General features: G+C 59.0%; 20 protein-coding genes. 10 read left to right on the top strand and 10 right to left on the bottom strand.

Features of this window, described 5'->3' with window-relative positions:
- Positions 1-69 precede the first annotated feature (69 nt).
- The gene (locus tag EAH78_RS27730; protein ID WP_140671070.1) at positions 70-726 is read right to left on the bottom strand and encodes a thiopurine S-methyltransferase; all 657 of its coding nucleotides are present in this window, start codon (positions 724-726) and stop codon (positions 70-72) included.
- 103 nt (positions 727-829) lie between these two features.
- On the opposite strand from EAH78_RS27730, the gene EAH78_RS27725 reads away from it, so the two are divergent.
- A complete protein-coding gene (locus EAH78_RS27725; RefSeq protein WP_140670924.1) occupies positions 830-1,597 on the top strand; it encodes a DODA-type extradiol aromatic ring-opening family dioxygenase in 768 nt (255 codons plus the stop codon).
- 216 nt (positions 1,598-1,813) lie between these two features.
- Here the strand turns inward: EAH78_RS27725 and EAH78_RS27720 are convergent, their stop codons facing one another.
- Positions 1,814-3,487, bottom strand: coding sequence for a DEAD/DEAH box helicase (locus EAH78_RS27720; RefSeq protein ID WP_054052043.1), 1,674 nt, complete (start codon positions 3,485-3,487; stop codon positions 1,814-1,816).
- A gap of 421 nt (positions 3,488-3,908) precedes the next feature.
- Here EAH78_RS27720 and EAH78_RS27710 point away from each other — a divergent pair, with 421 nt between their 5' ends.
- Positions 3,909-4,700 (top strand): crotonase/enoyl-CoA hydratase family protein, encoded by a 792-nt coding sequence (locus tag EAH78_RS27710; protein ID WP_140670921.1) that lies wholly within the window; start codon positions 3,909-3,911, stop codon positions 4,698-4,700.
- Between the two features lie 110 nt (positions 4,701-4,810).
- Here EAH78_RS27710 and EAH78_RS27705 read toward each other — a convergent pair whose 3' ends face one another.
- Entirely contained in the window at positions 4,811-5,566 is a 756-nt protein-coding gene (locus EAH78_RS27705; RefSeq protein ID WP_140670919.1) for a spermidine synthase, read from the bottom strand.
- A 162-nt stretch (positions 5,567-5,728) separates the two neighbouring features.
- Between EAH78_RS27705 and EAH78_RS27700 the strand changes: the two genes are divergently transcribed.
- Positions 5,729-7,075 (top strand): class II 3-deoxy-7-phosphoheptulonate synthase, encoded by a 1,347-nt coding sequence (locus EAH78_RS27700; protein ID WP_140670917.1) that lies wholly within the window; start codon positions 5,729-5,731, stop codon positions 7,073-7,075.
- Between the two features lie 102 nt (positions 7,076-7,177).
- Here EAH78_RS27700 and EAH78_RS27695 read toward each other — a convergent pair whose 3' ends face one another.
- Both EAH78_RS27695 and EAH78_RS27690 read right to left on the bottom strand, forming a co-directional pair.
- A complete protein-coding gene (locus EAH78_RS27695) occupies positions 7,178-8,407 on the bottom strand; it encodes a winged helix-turn-helix domain-containing protein (RefSeq protein WP_140670915.1) in 1,230 nt (409 codons plus the stop codon).
- Positions 8,408-8,471: 64 nt separating this feature from the next.
- Positions 8,472-8,687, bottom strand: coding sequence for a DUF1127 domain-containing protein (locus EAH78_RS27690; protein WP_140670913.1), 216 nt, complete (start codon positions 8,685-8,687; stop codon positions 8,472-8,474).
- 96 nt (positions 8,688-8,783) lie between these two features.
- Between EAH78_RS27690 and EAH78_RS27685 the strand changes: the two genes are divergently transcribed.
- Positions 8,784-9,638, top strand: coding sequence for a LysR substrate-binding domain-containing protein (locus EAH78_RS27685; RefSeq protein ID WP_140670910.1), 855 nt, complete (start codon positions 8,784-8,786; stop codon positions 9,636-9,638).
- Here EAH78_RS27685 and EAH78_RS27680 read toward each other — a convergent pair.
- On the bottom strand, positions 9,628-10,362 hold the full coding sequence (locus EAH78_RS27680) for a sulfite exporter TauE/SafE family protein (protein WP_140671067.1): 735 nt from the start codon (positions 10,360-10,362) through the stop codon (positions 9,628-9,630). The two genes, EAH78_RS27685 and EAH78_RS27680, sit on opposite strands and share 11 nt — an antisense overlap.
- Before the next feature lie 121 nt (positions 10,363-10,483).
- Between EAH78_RS27680 and EAH78_RS27675 the strand changes: the two genes are divergently transcribed.
- From EAH78_RS27675 to EAH78_RS27655, 4 genes are all read left to right on the top strand, one after another.
- Positions 10,484-11,440, top strand: coding sequence for a LysR family transcriptional regulator (locus tag EAH78_RS27675; RefSeq protein ID WP_140671065.1), 957 nt, complete (start codon positions 10,484-10,486; stop codon positions 11,438-11,440).
- 70 nt (positions 11,441-11,510) lie between these two features.
- A complete protein-coding gene (locus EAH78_RS27670; RefSeq protein ID WP_140670908.1) occupies positions 11,511-11,972 on the top strand; it encodes a MarR family winged helix-turn-helix transcriptional regulator in 462 nt (153 codons plus the stop codon).
- A 348-nt stretch (positions 11,973-12,320) separates the two neighbouring features.
- Positions 12,321-12,740, top strand: coding sequence for an organic hydroperoxide resistance protein (locus EAH78_RS27660; protein WP_046031808.1), 420 nt, complete (start codon positions 12,321-12,323; stop codon positions 12,738-12,740).
- 33 nt (positions 12,741-12,773) lie between these two features.
- On the top strand, positions 12,774-13,790 hold the full coding sequence (locus EAH78_RS27655; protein WP_140670905.1) for an alpha/beta hydrolase: 1,017 nt from the start codon (positions 12,774-12,776) through the stop codon (positions 13,788-13,790).
- A gap of 184 nt (positions 13,791-13,974) precedes the next feature.
- Here the strand turns inward: EAH78_RS27655 and EAH78_RS27650 are convergent, their stop codons facing one another.
- Both EAH78_RS27650 and earP read right to left on the bottom strand, forming a co-directional pair.
- Entirely contained in the window at positions 13,975-14,544 is a 570-nt protein-coding gene (locus EAH78_RS27650) for an elongation factor P (RefSeq protein ID WP_032626910.1), read from the bottom strand.
- Positions 14,545-14,592: 48 nt separating this feature from the next.
- Positions 14,593-15,750: an elongation factor P maturation arginine rhamnosyltransferase EarP gene (gene earP / locus EAH78_RS27645; protein WP_140670902.1), complete on the bottom strand. Its 1,158-nt coding sequence runs from the start codon at positions 15,748-15,750 to the stop codon at positions 14,593-14,595.
- A 124-nt stretch (positions 15,751-15,874) separates the two neighbouring features.
- Here earP and EAH78_RS27640 point away from each other — a divergent pair, with 124 nt between their 5' ends.
- Positions 15,875-16,285: a hypothetical protein gene (locus tag EAH78_RS27640; protein WP_140670900.1), complete on the top strand. Its 411-nt coding sequence runs from the start codon at positions 15,875-15,877 to the stop codon at positions 16,283-16,285.
- A 2-nt stretch (positions 16,286-16,287) separates the two neighbouring features.
- Complete coding sequence (locus tag EAH78_RS27635; protein ID WP_123432641.1) at positions 16,288-16,770, top strand: GreA/GreB family elongation factor; 483 nt, start codon at positions 16,288-16,290, stop codon at positions 16,768-16,770.
- 6 nt (positions 16,771-16,776) lie between these two features.
- Here the strand turns inward: EAH78_RS27635 and cysB are convergent, their stop codons facing one another.
- Positions 16,777-17,751, bottom strand: coding sequence for an HTH-type transcriptional regulator CysB (gene cysB, locus EAH78_RS27630; RefSeq protein ID WP_140670898.1), 975 nt, complete (start codon positions 17,749-17,751; stop codon positions 16,777-16,779).
- 113 nt (positions 17,752-17,864) lie between these two features.
- The gene (locus EAH78_RS27625) at positions 17,865-18,368 is read right to left on the bottom strand and encodes a universal stress protein (protein WP_123432642.1); all 504 of its coding nucleotides are present in this window, start codon (positions 18,366-18,368) and stop codon (positions 17,865-17,867) included.
- Between the last annotated feature and the right edge of the window lie 95 nt (positions 18,369-18,463).

Below are 18,463 nucleotides of genomic sequence, written 5' to 3'. Positions count from 1 at the left end.
TTGGTTGATGCAGTGCGCTTTAGTGCCCCTTCGCGAGCAAGTCGAAGGGGCCGGCAAACTCAACACACCTTACCGGCTGGAAACCCGATACACCCGCTCTTCAAGCCGGGTAACGCCCGCCTCCAGGAATTTACCGCTCGAACTCAGAACATCCTGATCCTCCAGAATCTTCAGCGCCCACGATCCACCAAACAACCGCTGCACCTCATCATCCAGCACAGCAAACGGCGGGCCGTCCATTTGCGCTTGGTCGTAATCCAGGGTGATCAGCAGCCCCAGCGAATCCTTCGGCAGAATCCGCTTCAGGTGCTCGGCGTATTGCTCACGCATCTTCGGTGGCAAGGCGATCAGCGCGGCGCGATCGTACAGCGCGCTGCAATCAGCCACATCGCCGGCGGTCAACGCGAAGAAATCGCCGCACCAGATCTCGATCGAACCCGCGCGATAAACCGTGAAAGGCCCCTGGTCGCTGACGTCCGGGTCGAATTGATGTTCATGGAAAAAGTCTTCCACCGCTTTCTCCGACAATTCGACGCCCAACACCTCGTGACCGCATTTGCCAAGCCACAGCAGATCCAGGCTTTTCCCACAGAGCGGCACCAGTACGCGCGAGCCCTCTTCCAGGCCCAGCTGCGGCCAGTACCGTTGCAGATAAGGATTCACTTCCGGCAGGTGAAAGCCGATCTGATTCGTCGTCCACCGCTTGTGCCAAAACTCCGGCTGCATAATTAATCCCGAAAATTCGATCAAAAGACGCTAAAACTTATATTAGATTTAGATCAATGATCTGACTGAAGATGACGCCATCTTACCCCTCAGGAGCTCTTTCATGTTCCCCAGCCTGTACATATCCCATGGTTCGCCCATGTTGGCACTGGAACCGGGGGCCAGTGGGCCGGCTCTCGCTCGATTGGCCGCCGAACTACCGAAACCCAAAGCCATCGTGATTGTATCGGCGCATTGGGAAAGCAATGAACTACTGGTCAGCGGCAATCCCCAGCCGGAAACCTGGCACGACTTCGGCGGCTTTCCGCAGGCGTTGTTCGACGTTCAGTACCCGGCGCCCGGCAATCCCCAATTGGCGGCGGAGGTGGTCGAGTTATTGAAAGCCGCCGATCTGCCTGCACGCATCGATGCCAAGCGGCCGTTCGACCACGGTGTCTGGGTGCCTTTGACGTTGATGTATCCGCAAGCCGATATTCCCATTGTGCAAGTCTCGCTGCCCACGCATGGCGGCCCTGCGCTGCAAACCCGCGTCGGACATGCCTTGGCCAGCCTGCGTGCGCACGGCGTGCTATTGATTGGCTCTGGCAGCATCACGCACAACCTGCGTGAACTGGATTGGCATGCGGGCCCGGAAAGCGTGGAGCCGTGGGCCAAATCCTTCCGCGACTGGATGATCGAGAAACTCGCGGCCGACGATGAAGCGACGCTGCACGATTATCGTCAGCAGGCGCCCAATGCCGTGCGCAATCACCCTAGTGATGAGCATCTGTTGCCTTTGTACTTTGCTCGCGGGGCTGGGGGTGAATTCAGCATTGCGCATCAGGGGTTCACAATGGGCGCGCTGGGGATGGATATCTACCGCTTCGGCTGACAGGTAGACCGAGTTAACCCCTTCGCGAGCAAGCCCGCTCCCACACTTGATCTTCGGCGAATTCAAATCTCATGCACGACGCAGATTAAGTGTGGGAGCGGGCTTGCTCGCGAATGAGGTCGTCCCGATCTCCAAGCCAAGCACAAACAGCAGGCAAAAAAAATCCCCGAACCAGTCGGGGATTTTTTATGTGCGATCAATCAGCTCAAGAGCGGATCAATCTTCGCGATAGCGACGCAGCTTCAACTGCTTACCGGCAACGCGAGTGTCCTTCAGTTTGGTCAGCAACTTCTCCAGACCATCTTCCGGCAGCTCGACGAGGCTGAAGCTGTCACGTACCTGGATGCGGCCGATGGCTTCACGAGCCAAACCGCCTTCATTCAGGATAGCGCCCAGCAGGTTCTTGGCAGCGATACCGTCACGCGCACCCAGCGCGGTACGGCAACGAGCACGACCTTCAGCCAACGGAACCGGAGCACGACGCTCACGATCACCACGGTCCGGACGATCACCGGTACGCTCTGGACGATCGCCACGCGGTGCGTTGTTCGGCACCAGTGGACGCTCTTTCTCAATCGCAGCCAGGGTCAACGCCTGAGCGTTGGTTGCCTTGCGCAGCAGTGCAGCGGCGAGTGCACGCGGAGTGCAACCGATGTCGGCAGTCAGACGATCCAGCAGATCACCGTGGGTCGACTCGGCATCAGCCACCAGCGGCGACAGGCTGTTGGTCAGTTTCTTGATGCGGGCATCGAGAACGGCCTGAGCGTCCGGCAGGCGAACTTCGGCAACCTTTTGACCGGTTACACGCTCGATCACTTGCAGCATGCGGCGCTCACGCGGAGTGACCAGCAGCAGTGCACGACCTTCGCGACCGGCACGGCCGGTACGGCCGATACGGTGAACGTAGGATTCCGGATCGTACGGCATGTCAACGTTGAACACGTGAGTGATGCGCGGAACGTCCAGGCCACGAGCAGCAACGTCGGTCGCCACAACGATGTCCAGACGGCCATCCTTGAGGGATTCGATCACGCGCTCACGCTGGTTCTGGGCAATGTCACCGTTCAGCGCAGCGGCTTTGTAGCCTTTGGCTTCCAGTGCACTGGCCAGGTCCAGGGTCGCTTGCTTGGTGCGCACGAACATGATCAGGGCGTCGAAATCTTCCACTTCCAGCAGGCTCAATACAGCCGAGGTCTTCTGGTCAGCGTGAACCAACAGGTGAGCCTGTTCGATCGCGGTAACGGTCTGAGTCTTGGTCTGTATCTTCACGTGTTGCGGATCGCGCAGATGGCGCTCGGCAATGGCACGGATCGACTGCGGCAGGGTGGCCGAGAACAATACGGTCTGACGGGTTGGAGGCAAGGCCTTGAAGATAACTTCGAGGTCGTCCATGAAACCCAGTTTGAGCATTTCGTCCGCTTCATCGAGAACCAGGTGGTTCACGGTCGACAGAACTTTTTCGTCGCGACGCAGGTGGTCGCACAGACGGCCCGGAGTGGCGACAACGATCTGTGCGCCATTACGGATTGCTTTCAGTTGTGGACCCATAGGGGCGCCGCCGTAAACGGCCACAACGGTAACGCCCGGCATTTGCTTGGCGTAGGTTTCGAAAGCGGTTGCTACTTGCAGCGCCAACTCACGGGTTGGCGCCAGGATCAGGGCTTGCGGCTCGCGCTTGGCAGGATCGATGCGATGCAGGATTGGCAGGGCGAACGCGGCGGTTTTACCGGTACCGGTTTGCGCTTGGCCAATCATGTCGTGGCCGGCCATGATGATCGGGATCGATTGCTGCTGAATAGCCGAAGGCTCTTCGTAGCCGGTCGCAATGACGGCTGCAAGGATATTCGGATTAAGATTAAAAGCGGCGAAGCCGCCGGTTTCCTGGGTCATGGGTCTGCCTCTAAGTGCATCCGCAAAGACCCATGCTCCAAAGCTGCGCATGCCGTGTAAGACTCAAGAGTCGCCCTGGCTGCTTTGTCGGCGGGGATTTGCGAAAACGAATGAATGAAAAAGATTCGTCAAGGGAGAGTCCGCTGTGCGGACGTGCAGCCGAAGCTGACTTCGGGGAATTGCGCTACCTAAACGCGGCCCGGTTAAAGGCCGGCGCGCACTATACCGGAATTCGCCCAAAAAGGGAGCATTATTTGTCGGAAAACTGACGGATACACCGTTGTGTCACAGGCTTTGCGGATAATCGTGCAACGGTCTATTTTTCAAAGGCCCGGCCCTGCTGGTGATGGCGCTAAAACGGTTCATCGTTGACAGGCAGACCTGCGGTCTGCCACACCCTTCCCGCCCGAGGAATTGCTCCATGAATCCGCCCGCTTGCAGTCGTGTCACCCGCGAACGACACGGTCATGTCCTGATGATCGGCCTGGATCGGGTGGCCAAGCGCAACGCCTTCGACCTTGAACTGCTCAACGAACTGAGCCTGGCCTACGGCGAATTCGAGACCGACAGCGAGGCGCGGGTCGCGGTGGTGTTCGGTCATGGCGAGCATTTCACCGCCGGGCTCGATCTGGTCAGTGCCAGCGCGGCGTTGGCCGAAGGCTGGCAGGCCCCGCCGGGTGGCTGCGATCCGTGGGGTGTTTTTGCCGGCCCCCGCGTCAGCAAACCGGTGATTGTTGCCGCGCAGGGCTACTGCCTGACCATCGGCATCGAATTGATGCTGGCCGCTGACATCAACCTGTGCGCCAGCAACACTCGATTCGCCCAGAAAGAAGTGCAGCGCGGGATTTTCCCGTTTGGTGGCGCGACATTGCGTCTGCATCAGGTCGCCGGATGGGGCAATGCCATGCGCTGGCTGCTGACCGGCGACGAGTTCGATGCGCATGATGCATTGCATCTGGGATTGGTGCAGGAAGTCATGGCCAGCGAGGATCTGCTGCCACGGGCGATTGAGTTGGCGGAACGGATTGCCCGGCAGGCGCCGCTGGGAGTTCAGGCGACGCTGATGTCGGCGCGGCAGGCGCGTTATGAAGGGGAAACCGCCGCGGCGCGGGGCTTGCCGCCACTGGTGAAGAAGTTGTTGGCGAGTGAGGATGCCAAAGAGGGGGTGCGGTCGATGGTCGAGAAGCGGCCCGGTATCTTTAAAGGGCTTTAATGATGTGTTGATTGTGCCGGCCCCTTCGCGAGCAAGCCCGCTCCCACATTAGACTGCGATCAAATGTGGGAGCGGGCTTGCTCGCGAAGGGGCCCGAACAGTCACCCCAACTAAGTCGCTGGGCGAATCGCCTTGATCAGCGACTGCAACGAATACCCCAATCGCGGCGCCAGCCCTTCAGCCCGGGCAATCAAACCGTCCATGTCGAGTTCCTGATCCAGCTCCGAAGGCACGATCAAAATCACATTGCCCTCCTTTACCGGCAGCTCCCAGTAATGCCGGTGATAGAGCCCACGCAGCAACGCCGCGCCCAACGGTTTGCCATCATCGGTGGCCCATTGGTTGATCACCAGCCAGCCACCCGGATTCAAGCGTTTTTGACAGTTTTCCAGAAAGCTCCACGCCAGATGCCCGACACCCGGCCCGACATCGGTATAAAGGTCGACGAAAATCAGGTCCGCCGGCTCAGCGGTATCGAGCAATTCCAGCGCATCACCGACACGGATATATAACCGAGGATCGTCATCCAGCCCCAGGTACTCAATGGCGAGACGCGGTACGTCCGGGCGTAATTCAATCGCTTCGACATCTTCAAGCGGCAGGAACTTCAGGCATGCCTGGGTCAGCGTGCCCGCGCCAAGCCCCAGAAACAGCGCGCTTTCCGGCTGCTCGTGGCACAGCGCGCCGATCAGCATCGCCCGGGTGTAGTCGTACTCAAGCCAGCTCGGATCAGCGGTGAAGACGCAGCTCTGCTCGATGGCATCGCCGAATTCCAGGAAACGGTAATCAGCCACTTCCAGCACGCGTATCACGCCGAACTCATCCTGTACCTCGGCGAGCAGATGCTCGACGCGCTCCTCAGTCATTTCGTCTCCTGATTGTTGCCGCGCCTGCCTGTCATAAACGGCGGCGCAATAAAACCGCGAGGGGGCGCGGCAAAGGCGCGATTGTCCGCGAAGCGACGGGAACAGGTCACGCACTAATTGCTGATAACATAACCGTCCGAGCGTAAAACACTAGAGAACGTGATGAGCCAACCCTGGAGCCCTGACAGCTGGCGCGCCCTGCCGATCCAGCAACAACCTCAATACCCCGACGCCGCGCATTTACAGCAGGTCGAGCAAACCCTGGCCAGTTATCCGCCGCTGGTGTTTGCCGGTGAGGCCCGGGAGTTGCGTCGTCAGTTTGCCGAAGTGACCCAGGGGCGCGCGTTCCTGTTGCAGGGTGGCGATTGCGCCGAGAGCTTTGCCGAGTTCTCCGCCGCGAAGATCCGCGACACGTTCAAAGTTTTGCTGCAAATGGCCATCGTCATGACCTTCGCTGCCGGCTGCCCGGTGGTCAAAGTCGGGCGCATGGCAGGTCAGTTTGCCAAGCCGCGCTCGGCCAACGACGAAACCATCGATGGCGTGACCCTGCCCGCCTACCGTGGCGACATCGTCAACGGCATCGGTTTCGACGAAAAAAGCCGCGTGCCGGACCCGGAGCGCCTGCTTCAGTCTTACCATCAGTCCACCGCCACCCTGAACTTGCTGCGCGCGTTCGCCCAGGGCGGGTTTGCCGATCTACATCAGGTGCACAAGTGGAACCTGGACTTCATCGCCAACTCGGCACTGGCGGAAAAATACAGCCACCTGGCCGACCGTATCGATGAAACCCTGGCGTTCATGCGCGCCTGCGGCATGGACACCTCGCCGCAGTTGCGCGAAACCAGTTTCTTCACCGCCCACGAAGCGCTGCTGCTGAACTACGAAGAAGCCTTTGTGCGGCGCGACAGCCTGACCAACGATTACTACGATTGCTCGGCGCACATGCTCTGGATCGGCGACCGCACCCGACAACTTGATGGTGCACACGTCGAGTTCCTGCGTGGCGTGAACAACCCGATCGGGGTCAAGGTCGGCCCGAGCATGAACCCTGAAGACCTGATTCGCCTGATCGACGTGCTGAACCCCGACAACGATCCGGGCCGTCTGAACCTGATTGCGCGGATGGGCGCAAATAAGGTCGGCGATCACCTGCCGCAACTGATTCGCGCCGTGCAGCGCGAAGGCAAGCAGGTGCTGTGGAGTTCCGATCCGATGCACGGCAACACTATCAAGGCGAGCAGCGGCTACAAAACCCGCGACTTCGCGCAGATCCTTGGCGAGGTGAAGCAGTTCTTCCAGGTTCACCAGGCGGAAGGCAGTTATGCCGGCGGTATCCATATCGAGATGACCGGGCAGAACGTGACCGAATGCATTGGTGGGGCGCGGCCGATTACTGAAGACGGGTTGTCGGATCGATATCACACCCATTGCGATCCGCGGATGAATGCTGATCAGTCGCTGGAATTGGCGTTTTTGATTGCTGAAACTTTGAAGCAAGTTCGGCGCTAGACCGCGTCACCCCCTTCGCGAGCAAACCCGCTCTCACATTTGATCTCGGTCTAATGTGGGAGCGGCGGTGCGACGATTCGACTTGCTCGCGAAGGCGTCGGTTCAATCACCTCCAATCTGTGCCAATGCCACTCTTAACCTGCCGGCACTCACCCGCTGACAATTCAACTGCACCCGCTCAAGCCCCAACCAGTCCGCCATCCGCCGCAAATTGACCGCCAGCGCCAGCATCCCTTCATCATCCAGCCCCGGTTCTTCTTCATGCACCGCATGCACCGCCAACCGCCCCAGCGCGCGCTCCGCCCGCAGATCCACCCGCGCGGCAATCCGTTCGTTGTGCAAAAACGGCAACACGTAATACCCGTAGACCCGCTTGTCCTGCGGCGTATAAATCTCCAGTCGATAGCGGAAATCAAACAACCGCTCGGTGCGACTGCGTTCCCAGATCAGCGAATCAAACGGTGAAAGCAATGCACTGGCCTCGACCTTGCGCGGCACTTTCGGCTCGGGCAGGCAATACGCCGGTTGCCGCCAGCCTTGCACTTCGCAGCTCAGCAACTCACCGGCCTCGACCAGTTCCGCCAGACGCGGGCGACTGTCTGCCGGGTTCAAACGAAAATAGTCCCGCAAATCCTTTTCCGTACCGACACCCAGAGCCGTCACTGCATGCAATAACAGTCCGCTCTGGGCCTCGGCCTCACTGAGTTCTGGCTGCTGCAAAATGGCCGAAGGAATCACCCGCTCCGGCAAATCATAAAGCCGTTCGAACCCACGGCGCCCCGCCACCGTCACTTCACCGGCGGCAAACAACCATTCCAGCGCGTGCTTTTCCGCGCTCCAGTCCCACCACGGCCCGGCTCGCTCCTCACGGGTCGACAGGCTTCCGGCACCCAAGGCACCGAGCTCTTCGACCGACGACAGCACCCGGCGGATCGTGTCCTGTTGTTCACGTCCGAAACGCGCCAGTTGCTGATAAATATCTTCGCCACGGGTCGCGCGCTGCATGCGCCACCGCATCAGGGGATACATCGACAACGGCAGCAACGAGGCTTCGTGCCCCCAATATTCAAACAACGTGCGACGTCGGCCCTGACTCCAGGCAGCCTGATCAAGCAAGTCGGATGAGTAATTACCGAGGCGGGAAAACAAAGGAAGGTAGTGCGAACGCACCAACGCATTGACCGAATCGATCTGCAGAATGCCCAGCCGTTCAATCAGCCGGTTGAGCTGAACCGGTTTGATCGTCGCTGGCGGCTGGCGCCCGTTGAACCCTTGGGCAGCCAGTGCCAGACGTCGAGCTTGCTTGTTGGAAAAGGACAGCGTTGCGGGCATGAATACCTCCGTGTCTGCTCGCAACCTACCTCACCAGAGAGGGGTTTGTGTAGCAATGGCCTCATCATTTATGCATCGGATCATCCCAGAACGGCCTGATCGATTCATGTTCGACATCGGCACGACTGACGCCGATGTCCTTCAATGCTTCATCGCTCAGACTCGCCAGCAGCTCGCGCTCACGATGAAGTTCGTACCAGCGGCTAAATTTGTGCAGCAGATCGGATACCGCATGAATGGAGAATCTTTCTGCCGTTACGTGTTGATGTTGACCTTTCATCTCGTTGTCCTCCGTTGGGGATGGCTCAAGTCTCGCCTGAGGGATAAGATCAATCCAACGAATGTTTCTGATGGTAACCATCTCGGAGATTGATGGATGTCAGCTTTCCCCAGTATTGATACGGATGTCCTGCGTACTTTTGTCGCCATCGCCGATCAGGGTGGTTTTACCCGTGCCGGTGAATTGGTCAATCGCACGCAGTCGGCGGTGAGCATGCAAATGAAACGTCTGGAAGAGGACGTGTTGCAGCGCCAACTGTTCGAACGTGACGGGCGACAGGTCAAACTGACCGCCGAAGGCCAGGTTTTGCTGGGGTATGCGAGACGCATCCTGAAACTCCACAGCGAAGTGTTCAACACATTGCGTGAGCCGCACATGGTCGGCACCGTGCGTATCGGCACGCCGGACGATTACGTGATGCGCTTTCTGCCGGGGATTTTGTCGCGCTTCGCCAAGAGCTATCCGCTGATTCAGATCGAGGTTCACTGCGAATCAACAAAACAATTGCTGCAACGTCAGGACCTGGACTTGTCCATCGTGACCCGCGAGCCCGGCACCGAGATTGGCCAGTTGTTGCGCAAGGAACGTTTCGTCTGGGCCGAGGCGCAATGTTTCAGCGCCCATGAGCAGACGCCGCTGCCTCTGGCGATGTTCAACAGTGATTGTTTCTGCCGGCTGTGGGCGTGTAACGCACTGGATGCGATGGGCCGTGATTACCGCATTGCCTACAACAGTTCGAGCCTGTCGGCATTGATGGCCGTGGTCAGCGCCGGGCTGGCGGTGACCGCGCAACTGGAAAGCCTGATCACCCCGGACATGCGCATCCTCGGTGAAGCAGAGGACCTGCCGCAATTACCGGAAGCCTGCATCATGCTCGTGCGCAATCTGCACAACCCGTCGCCGATCACCGAGTGCCTGGCCGAGCACATCGTCGAAGGCTTCAAACTTTAAACGCGAGCATCACCGCAGAGCACACCAGAAAACCGCAGAACAACCCGCGCAGCAGTCGCTCCGGCATGGCGTGGGCGATCTTCACGCCCCAACTGATGCTCATCAACCCGCCGATGGCCAATGGCACGCCAATCAGCCAGTCGACCTGGTGGTGCACCGCGTAAGTCACCAGCGTGACGCCGGTGCTGGGTAATGCCAGCGCCAGCGACAACCCTTGGGCCACCACTTGGCTGGTGCCAAACACGCTGGTCAACACCGGCGTCGCCACCACCGCCCCGCCTACACCAAACAAGCCGCCCATGGTTCCGGAGGCCGCGCCGAGCACGCCCAGCCATGGCCAGCCGTAATGCATCTGCGCCGAGGCCGGGGTGTTGGCGATGAACATTCGGATCAGGTTGTAGGCCGACAGCGCCACCAGGAACGCGACAAAGCCGATGCGCATGGTTTGAGCATCGATGCCGACCGCCCAGATCGAGCCGATCCACGCAAAACAGAACCCCATCGACGCCAAGGGCAACGCGTGACGCAACTCAATGCGATTGCGCTGGTGGTAGCGCCACAGCGCCAGCATGACGTTGGGTACAACCATCACCAGCGCGGTGCCTTGGGCGATCTGTTGATCGAGCCCGAACAGCACGCCCAGCAACGGGATCGCGATCAAACCGCCGCCGATGCCAAACAACCCGCCGAAGGTGCCGAGGGCCGCGCCAAACACCAGATACATCACAAACTCAATCACAGGCGAATCCTCTTTGTCAGGGTGTTCATGCTACGCAGTCCGCGATGGCGCGGAAATGCACAGCAACGCACAATGGCTATGCCAACTTCGCATAGCCGTGATCACCATGAACCCTAATCAATTGACCGAACAGCTTGGGCTGTTTCTGGATGTGCTGGAATCCGGGAGCTTCTCCGCGGCCTCCCGCCGCCATCCCCTGACCCCATCGGCCGTGGCGCGGCGCATCGATAGTCTGGAAAAGGCCGTCGGCAGCCAGTTGTTCAACCGCAGCACTCACACAGTGATGCCGACCCCGGCGGGCCTGGCCTTTGCCGAGCGCGCCCGACGAATTGTCGCAGAGCTTCGACTGGCCCGCGCCGAAGCGGTATCCCTGAGCAGCGCGCCGGAAGGCTTGATCAGAATCGATGCGCCCGCGGCGTTCGGGCGACGGCATCTGGCCCCGGTGATTGCCGACTTCCTGATGCTGTACCCCGGTCTCGACGTGCAACTGCACCTGATCGACAGCTTTGTCGACATGCAGGGCTTGAACCTGGGCAAGGTCGATCTGGTGCTGCGCGCCGGACAGATGGCCGACACCCGGCTGGTGGCCACGCCACTGGCGAGCTTGGTGCGCATTGCCTGCGCCAGCCCGGACTATTTACAACGCCGCGGCGTGCCGACCGAGCCCGCACAGTTAGTCGATCACGACGGTCTCGATTGGGATGGGCTCGCCCCGCCCTTCGCCTGGCGCTTTGAACGCGGCGGGCAGATTCATTTGCACCGCCCGGCGCGGATCCGCATGAGCGCCAACAATGCCGAGGCGTTGCTCTGTGGCGCGCTGGCCGGACTGGGCATCGCCCACCTGCCGACCTGGCTGGCCAGCGAATACCTGCTGCGCGGCGAACTGTTGCCGCTGTTCTGCGAAAACGGGCTGCCGAAACCGGAGAGCGCCGGCATCTATGCCTTGCGACTGGCGCAACAGCCCAATTCGCGCAGCCGGTTGTTGCTGGAATACCTCAAGACGCGCTTCAGCCCCATCCCGCCATGGGACCTGGCATTGCAAAACACGCTGGATCGCCATTAGTCGAAAATTATCTGGCGCATTAAAGATTCGCCCGCTAGATTCATGAAGATTACCGATCAAGGCTTTTGAGATGACCACCAAACGCGACACCCCGGATAACTGCGATCAGCTGCTGCTGGATAATCAGGCCTGTTTCGCCCTGCACTCGACTTCGCTGCTGATGACCAAGGTCTATAAACCGCTGCTGCAAGCGCTGGGCCTGACCTATCCGCAATACCTGGCGATGATGGTGCTGTGGGAACGCGATGGTTTGACCGTCGGTGAAATCAGCACACGCCTGCTGACCGATCCCGGCTCGCTGACGCCGTTGCTCAAACGCCTGGAAGTTGAGGGACTGCTCAGCCGTACACGCAGCCGCGAAGACGAACGGGTGGTGATCGTCGAACTCACCGAACAAGGCCACGCCTTGCGGGAAAAGGCACGCAGCATTCCACAATGCATCCTCGGCGCCAGCGGGATGACCGTGGAGCGACTGAACAAGCTGCAAGCGGAGCTGCAAGTGCTGCGCGGTAATTTGCAGGATAGCCTCTGATCCCCCAGCCAAAGTAGATCCCCTGTGGGAGCGGGCTTGCTCGCGAGTGCGGTGTGACATTCAGCATTGATGTTGGCTGACACACCGCATTCGCGAGCAAGCCCGCTCCCACATTTGTTTTGCGTCGTTCTTTCGATCTGTTTCAGCCCATCCTCAAAAAATTTTCACCTCTGAAATCCTGCCTCGACCGCTCTAGCCCAGCCCTTCACATCATCTGCCCCAATCTCAACCAAAACTTTCTCAAAAATTTATATTGCGCGATAAATACTTGCGCGATACATTCACCTCGCACTTACTTAGCGCACAAACATTTAGCGCAAAACATCCAAACCGAATGAGGCTCACACCATGCAAACTCTCTATACCGCAATCGCAACGTCCACCGGTGGCCGTGATGGTCGTGCCGTTTCCAGCGACAACATCCTCGACGTCAAACTCGCTACCCCGAAAGAACTCGGCGGTGCGGGCGGCGCAGCGACCAATCCTGAGCAACTGTTCGCAGCCGGTTACTCCGCCTGCTTCATCGGCGCCTTGAAATTCGTTGCCAGCCAGACCAAACGCAGCATCCCGAACGACGCCTCGATCACCGCCCATGTTGGTATCGGCCAAATCCCTGGCGGCTTCGGTCTGGACATCGACCTGCACATCAGCCTGCCAGGTCTTGAACAAGCCGATGCGCAAGCCTTGGTCGACGCTGCCCACCAGGTCTGCCCGTACTCCAACGCCACCCGTGGCAACGTCGATGTGCGCCTGCACGTCACCGTCTAACCGCTGAGCCCAAGGCCCGAACAGGAAACGAACATGAACACTTTCAGCAAAGTCTTGACCGGCACCCTTCTCGCCCTGTCCATCGGCAACGCGTTCGCAGGCGACGGTGTTGAACACAACACCCATGCCTTCCTCGACGTACTGAATGCCGGCACCGGCAAACCGATGGAGCAACTCACACCGAAAGATGCCCGCGCCGTTCTGACGGGCGCGCAAGCCTCGGTGAAACTGACGCTGCCCAAAGCGGATGTCAGCGAGAAGACCATTCAAGTCGATGGCCAACCGCTGCGCCTGACTATCGTCCGGCCGGCCGGGGTCAAGGGCGAACTGCCCGTGTTCATGTTCTTCCACGGTGGCGGCTGGGTGTTGGGCGACTTCCCGACCCACGAACGATTGGTGCGCGATCTGGTAACGGGCTCGGGGGCGGTTGCGGTGTTCGTCAATTACACCCCGTCGCCGGAAGCGCATTACCCGGTGGCGATTAACCAAGCGTATGCGGCAACCCAATGGGTAGCCGAGCACGGTAAAGAGATCGATGTCGACAGCAAACGCCTGGCCGTGGCCGGCAACAGCGTCGGTGGCAACATGGCGGCAGTGGTTGCGCTGATGGCCAAGGACAAGGGCACCCCGGCGATCAAGTTCCAGGTGCTGCTGTGGCCGGTGACGGACGCGAACTTCGACACCGCCTCATACAACCAGTTTGCCGAGAGGCACTTCCTCACCAAAAACATGATGAAGTGGTTCTGGGACAACTACACCACCGACGCCAACCAGCGTAACGAGATCTACGCCTCGCCGCTGCGGGCAACCACCGCCCAACTGAAGGGCTTGCCACCTGCACTGGTGCAGACGGCGGGCGCTGACGTTCTGCGCGATGAGGGTGAAGCCTATGCTCGCAAGCTTGATGAGGCTGGAGTGCCGGTGACGTCGGTTCGCTACAACGGGATGATCCACGACTACGGTTTGCTCAATGTGGTGAGCCAGGTGCCTGCGGTGCGTTCGGCGATGTTGCAAGCGTCTGAAGAACTGAAGCAACATCTGAAGAAATAACGCAGTACAAATGTGGGAGCGGGCTTGCTCGCGAAGGCGATACATCAGCCAACATTTTGTCGACTGACACACCGCTTTCGCGAGCAAGCCCGCTCCCACAGGGGATTTGCTGCGTTCACACGTAATGCGCAGACACAAAAAAGCCCGACTCACTGGTCGGGCTTTTTCATTACTCAAGCGGTGCTTATTTAGCACGGCCTTTGTAGGAACCGCCTTCGCGGGTATCGATTTCGATGCGATCACCGATTTCGATGAAGTCAGCAACTTGCAACTCGGTACCGTTGCTCAGCTTGGCAGGCTTCATGACTTTGCCGGAAGTGTCACCGCGAGCGGAACCTTCGGTGTAGTCAACTACGCGCACGATAGTGGTCGGCAGTTCTACGGAAACCAGACGCTCTTCGAAGAAGATCGCTTCGCAAACATCGGTCATGCCTTCTTCAACGAAAGGCAGAACGGCTTCGATGTCTTCAGCGTTCAGCTCGTACATGGTGTAGTCAGTGGTGTCCATGAACGTGTAGGTGTCGCCGCTGATGAAGGACAGGGTCGCTTCTTTGCGGTCGAGGATTACATCGTCCAGTTTGTCGTCAGCGCTGTAAACGATCTCGGTCTTGTAACCGGTCAGCAGGTTTTTCAGCTTGGTCTTCATGATCGCGCTGTTACGACCGGATTTGGTGAATTCAGCTTTCTGAACCAGCCAAGGATCGTTTTCGAGACGGATCACGGTACCGGGTTTCAGTTCTTTACCAGTTTTCATTGCGAATATCCGAATTTGGATGGGATTTACAAAAATCTAGGCCGCGTATCATATCCAATTTACATAAAACTGTACCAGCGCCGCGGCAAGATCGGCCTGCAAGGCTTGTTCCAGACACCACGCCTCGGCGTGTTTTTGCAGCTCTGGCCAGTGTTTGCAGGCCGTGCGCCAGTGGTCGGACATATCATGACCGGCATTCCAGGCGTGCCAAAGTCCGTTTATCGCGTGGCTGGCGGGCTCTGACAGGCCTTTTGTGTACAGCGCGAGGAACGCATCGAGCTTGTCCAGGTGGATGTGTTCCTCCTGCTGATAGATGTGCCAGAGCATCGGCCGACCTGCCCATTGGGCGCGGACGAAGGAATCTTCACCGCGCACAGCGTTGAAATCGCAGCACCAGAGCAGGTGATCGTATTGATCCTGTCGGACGAACGGCAGCACCTGGACGGTCAATCCGTTACGGACATGCAATGCCCCTGCGGCTAATCCTTCAACGCCGAGCCAGCGTTCGACATCGCCGAGAACCCGCCCTTCTGGCACCAGCAAATGGGTAGGTGTCGAATCGGCGGCGAGCACATTCAGCCAACTTGATAACCCGGCATTCTCATAGGCAAACAGCGAGATCAATTGCGCATCAGACGCACGATCTATCCCCAGCCCTTGAAGGAATATTCGCTGAGCCTCGGGACTTTGCTGAAACTGCCGTCGTCGCTCAAGCAGCCCACTCTCACGCAACAGGCCTCCGGTGCCCGGCTGGAATCCTGGAAAGAAGAAGTACTTCTGCACCGTTTTGTATTTGACTGACGGCAAACCGTGACAGCCGATCACCCAGTCCTCGGCGCTCAGGTAATCGAGGTTCATCCACAGCGGTGGCGTTACCCGCGCGGCCATGGCTTCCATGTAGGCACTCGGCAACTGGCAGGCAAACGCGGCGATGACCACATCCGCCGCTTCGGTGGCCAACCACTCGGTTGGCCATTGGCGCACTTCGACACCGGCCTGCCATTGCTGCGCGACATGGGTATCGATTTCGGGACATAGACGTTCGAAGGCGCGCAGGTCATCGACCCACAAGCGCACCTCCAGCCCGTGGTCGGCCACCAGTTGTCGAGCCAGGCGCCAGGTCACGCCGATGTCGCCAAAGTTGTCGACCACGGTGCAAAAAATATCCCAGCGCCAGCGGTTTTTCACTTGAGGCAGTTCAGGCATTCCAGATTCCCGTTGGCAAAGGCACCGATTGTCCGCATAAATTACCTCGTGCAGAAGAGCCGACGGCGATTAATCTTCGTGCGACAATCGCCACTCGCCCGCGACCATCCGCCAGGAGGCAGCCATGCCCTACCGTCCCAACCCGCGCCGTCCGTTGCCGATCCAGCTCAACGCCCTGCAATTGACCGGCAGCATCGCCCTCGGTTTGTGGCTGGGATTTCTCGCCATCGCGCTGACCTGCTGGCTCGTTTCGGCGGTGTTTTTCAAAGAGCAACTGGCACCGGTAGCCGCCGCGGTGGAGCAACTGGCCAAGCCGCCGGTTGTCGAACAGCCGAGGCCTGATATTCCACCGCAGAGCCCGTTGTTCGAGCAATACGAAGAGAACCTGCGCAAGGACGAGCAACAGGTCCGTATGGATCAGGCCCGTAGCAGCAGCCGCAATCTGTCCAACCCGAAATGCCAGTTCTGGCTGCAGCAGGACCATAACGCGCCGAGCGAAAAAAGCCGCGCCAATGTCCAGCAATTCTGCGACTGATCATGAACAAACAGACCGTCCACCAATTGATTCTCGACAAGCTGCGGATCGATCTCGACATCGCCGAGCGTGCCGCGCAAACCGCGTACGAAACCGCGACCCACGAAGAAAACATCGCCGAAAACAAGTACGACACCTTGGGGCTGGAGGCTTCTTATCTGGCAGCCGGCCAGGCCAAACGGGTCGAGGAAATCCGCCAGTCACTGACGCTGTGCCAGAACCTGGCCTTGCGCCCTTATGACGATCAGCGCGGCATCGAAGTCGGCGCGCTGCTCGGCCTGGAAGACGAGAAGGGTCGCGAACAATGGCTATTTCTGGCTCCCGACGCAGCCGGCCTGAAGGTCGATCTGGTGGGGCAACTGATTACCGTCATCACCCCCCGCTCGCCGCTGGGCAAAAGCCTGCTGGGCAAGTTCGAAGGGGATGAGGTGGAGATTCTGGTGGCGGGCGCTCGGCAACAGTTTTCTGTTACCGAGGTGGTCTAGCACCAATCAGTGGACCGGCAGTTCGACGCCGTCGAACAGTTCTTCCAGTTCCTGCTTGTTGTGGCACTGAATGGCTTTGGCCATCACTTCGCGGGTCAGGTGCGGGGCAAACTTCTCGATGAAGTCGCACATGAAACCACGCAAGAAAGTGCCGCGACGGAAACCGATTTTGGTGATGCTGGACTCGAACAAATCGCTTGCGTCGAGCATGACCAGATCGCTGTCGAGTTTGGCGTCGACCGCCATTTTCGCCACGATGCCCACGCCCAGACCCAAACGAACGTAAGTCTTGATCACGTCGGCGTCAGCGGCGGTGAACACCACTTTCGGCGTCAGGCCACGATGGCTGAACGCTTCGTCGAGCTTCGAGCGGCCGGTAAAACCGAACACGTAGGTCACGATCGGGTATTCGGCCAGGGCTTCGAGGGTCAGCTTCGACAGCTTGGTCAATGGGTGACCTTGTGGCACGACGACGCAGCGGTTCCAGCGGTAGCACGGCATCATCACCAGGTCGCCGAACAGCTCCAGCGCTTCGGTGGCAATGGCGAAATCGACGGTGCCGTCAGCGGCCATTTCAGCGATCTGCATCGGCGAACCCTGGTGCATGTGCAGAGCAACGTCGGGGTATTGCTTGATGAAGCTGCTGATCACCGGCGGCAACGCATAACGTGCCTGGGTGTGGGTGGTGGCGATCGACAGGGTGCCCTTTTTTTCGTTGGAGAATTCCTGGGCAATCTGCTTGATGCTTTCAACCTTGCGCAGGATTTCGCCGGCGGTGGTGATGATGCGTTCGCCGGCCGGGGTGACGCGGGTCAGGTGCTTGCCGCTGCGGGCAAACACCTCGACGCCCAATTCGTCTTCCAGCAGGCGGATCTGTTTACTGATACCCGGTTGCGAGGTGTAAAGGCTTTGGGCGGTAGCGGAAACGTTGAGGTCGTGGTGCGCCACTTCCCAGATGTAGCGCAGTTGTTGAAGCTTCATATGAATCCCTCAAAGCAGGTAGACGCCACGGGCATCAGCGACGGTATATAACTATATTAATGGCTTGAAGAATAAATCTAGAACTTTTTTGTCAAATTGCCACTATTTGTGTTCTAGCGATCTTCCTGACGGCGACGCTCTACCAGCGGCACCAGATAGACCGGCACCCGCGACAGCTGCAACACGCGCGCTGCGGTCCTGCCCAAGGGCGTTTCCGCGCCGGCACCATGGCTATGACTACCTACGATCAGCAAATCCACAGAGAGTTTCTGCGCCTGGTCGAGAATCACCTGCGACGGGTCCCCCTGAAGTACCCGCACCGCGCGGATTCGCGCCAGGTCCTGCTCCCCTTCATCCCCCAACTCTTCGCGAAAACTGTCGAGCACCCGCTGCTCGATATTGGCAATGACGGTACTCAAGCCCTGACTGTGAAACTCGTTCAAGGCCTGTTCATCCAGATAACTTTGAAGCACCGATTCGGCAAACAACCCCATGGGCTCGACCGCGTGGACCACATACAAGTCGGCATTGAATGTCCGCGCCAGGGCCAAGGCATGTTGCATCACCAACGGTGCATATAGGCCAAGGTCAGTGGCATACAGCATCGACTGAATCATTAGGATCTCCTCGCAAGCCAACATGGCGGAGATTTGATTCAGCTTAGCAGTGCCTTGGCGAGTACGACGCTCTGCGTAACGCGTTGAACGGTGGG

The sequence above is a fragment of the Pseudomonas arsenicoxydans genome, assembly GCF_006438915.1.
Lineage (GTDB): Bacteria > Pseudomonadota > Gammaproteobacteria > Pseudomonadales > Pseudomonadaceae > Aquipseudomonas > Aquipseudomonas arsenicoxydans_A.
This window is presented reverse-complemented; position numbering and strand designations above follow the sequence as displayed.

Coding starts and splice junctions, on each gene's coding strand:
- EAH78_RS27730 (WP_140671070.1), bottom strand. CDS start 726: ATGCAGCCGGAGTTTTGGCACAAGCGGTGGACGACGAATCAGATCGGC.
- EAH78_RS27725 (WP_140670924.1), top strand. CDS start 830: ATGTTCCCCAGCCTGTACATATCCCATGGTTCGCCCATGTTGGCACTG.
- EAH78_RS27720 (WP_054052043.1), bottom strand. CDS start 3,487: ATGACCCAGGAAACCGGCGGCTTCGCCGCTTTTAATCTTAATCCGAAT.
- EAH78_RS27710 (WP_140670921.1), top strand. CDS start 3,909: ATGAATCCGCCCGCTTGCAGTCGTGTCACCCGCGAACGACACGGTCAT.
- EAH78_RS27705 (WP_140670919.1), bottom strand. CDS start 5,566: ATGACTGAGGAGCGCGTCGAGCATCTGCTCGCCGAGGTACAGGATGAG.
- EAH78_RS27700 (WP_140670917.1), top strand. CDS start 5,729: ATGAGCCAACCCTGGAGCCCTGACAGCTGGCGCGCCCTGCCGATCCAG.
- EAH78_RS27695 (WP_140670915.1), bottom strand. CDS start 8,407: ATGCCCGCAACGCTGTCCTTTTCCAACAAGCAAGCTCGACGTCTGGCA.
- EAH78_RS27690 (WP_140670913.1), bottom strand. CDS start 8,687: ATGAAAGGTCAACATCAACACGTAACGGCAGAAAGATTCTCCATTCAT.
- EAH78_RS27685 (WP_140670910.1), top strand. CDS start 8,784: ATGTCAGCTTTCCCCAGTATTGATACGGATGTCCTGCGTACTTTTGTC.
- EAH78_RS27680 (WP_140671067.1), bottom strand. CDS start 10,362: ATGTATCTGGTGTTTGGCGCGGCCCTCGGCACCTTCGGCGGGTTGTTT.
- EAH78_RS27675 (WP_140671065.1), top strand. CDS start 10,484: ATGAACCCTAATCAATTGACCGAACAGCTTGGGCTGTTTCTGGATGTG.
- EAH78_RS27670 (WP_140670908.1), top strand. CDS start 11,511: ATGACCACCAAACGCGACACCCCGGATAACTGCGATCAGCTGCTGCTG.
- EAH78_RS27660 (WP_046031808.1), top strand. CDS start 12,321: ATGCAAACTCTCTATACCGCAATCGCAACGTCCACCGGTGGCCGTGAT.
- EAH78_RS27655 (WP_140670905.1), top strand. CDS start 12,774: ATGAACACTTTCAGCAAAGTCTTGACCGGCACCCTTCTCGCCCTGTCC.
- EAH78_RS27650 (WP_032626910.1), bottom strand. CDS start 14,544: ATGAAAACTGGTAAAGAACTGAAACCCGGTACCGTGATCCGTCTCGAA.
- earP (WP_140670902.1), bottom strand. CDS start 15,750: ATGCCTGAACTGCCTCAAGTGAAAAACCGCTGGCGCTGGGATATTTTT.
- EAH78_RS27640 (WP_140670900.1), top strand. CDS start 15,875: ATGCCCTACCGTCCCAACCCGCGCCGTCCGTTGCCGATCCAGCTCAAC.
- EAH78_RS27635 (WP_123432641.1), top strand. CDS start 16,288: ATGAACAAACAGACCGTCCACCAATTGATTCTCGACAAGCTGCGGATC.
- cysB (WP_140670898.1), bottom strand. CDS start 17,751: ATGAAGCTTCAACAACTGCGCTACATCTGGGAAGTGGCGCACCACGAC.
- EAH78_RS27625 (WP_123432642.1), bottom strand. CDS start 18,368: ATGATTCAGTCGATGCTGTATGCCACTGACCTTGGCCTATATGCACCG.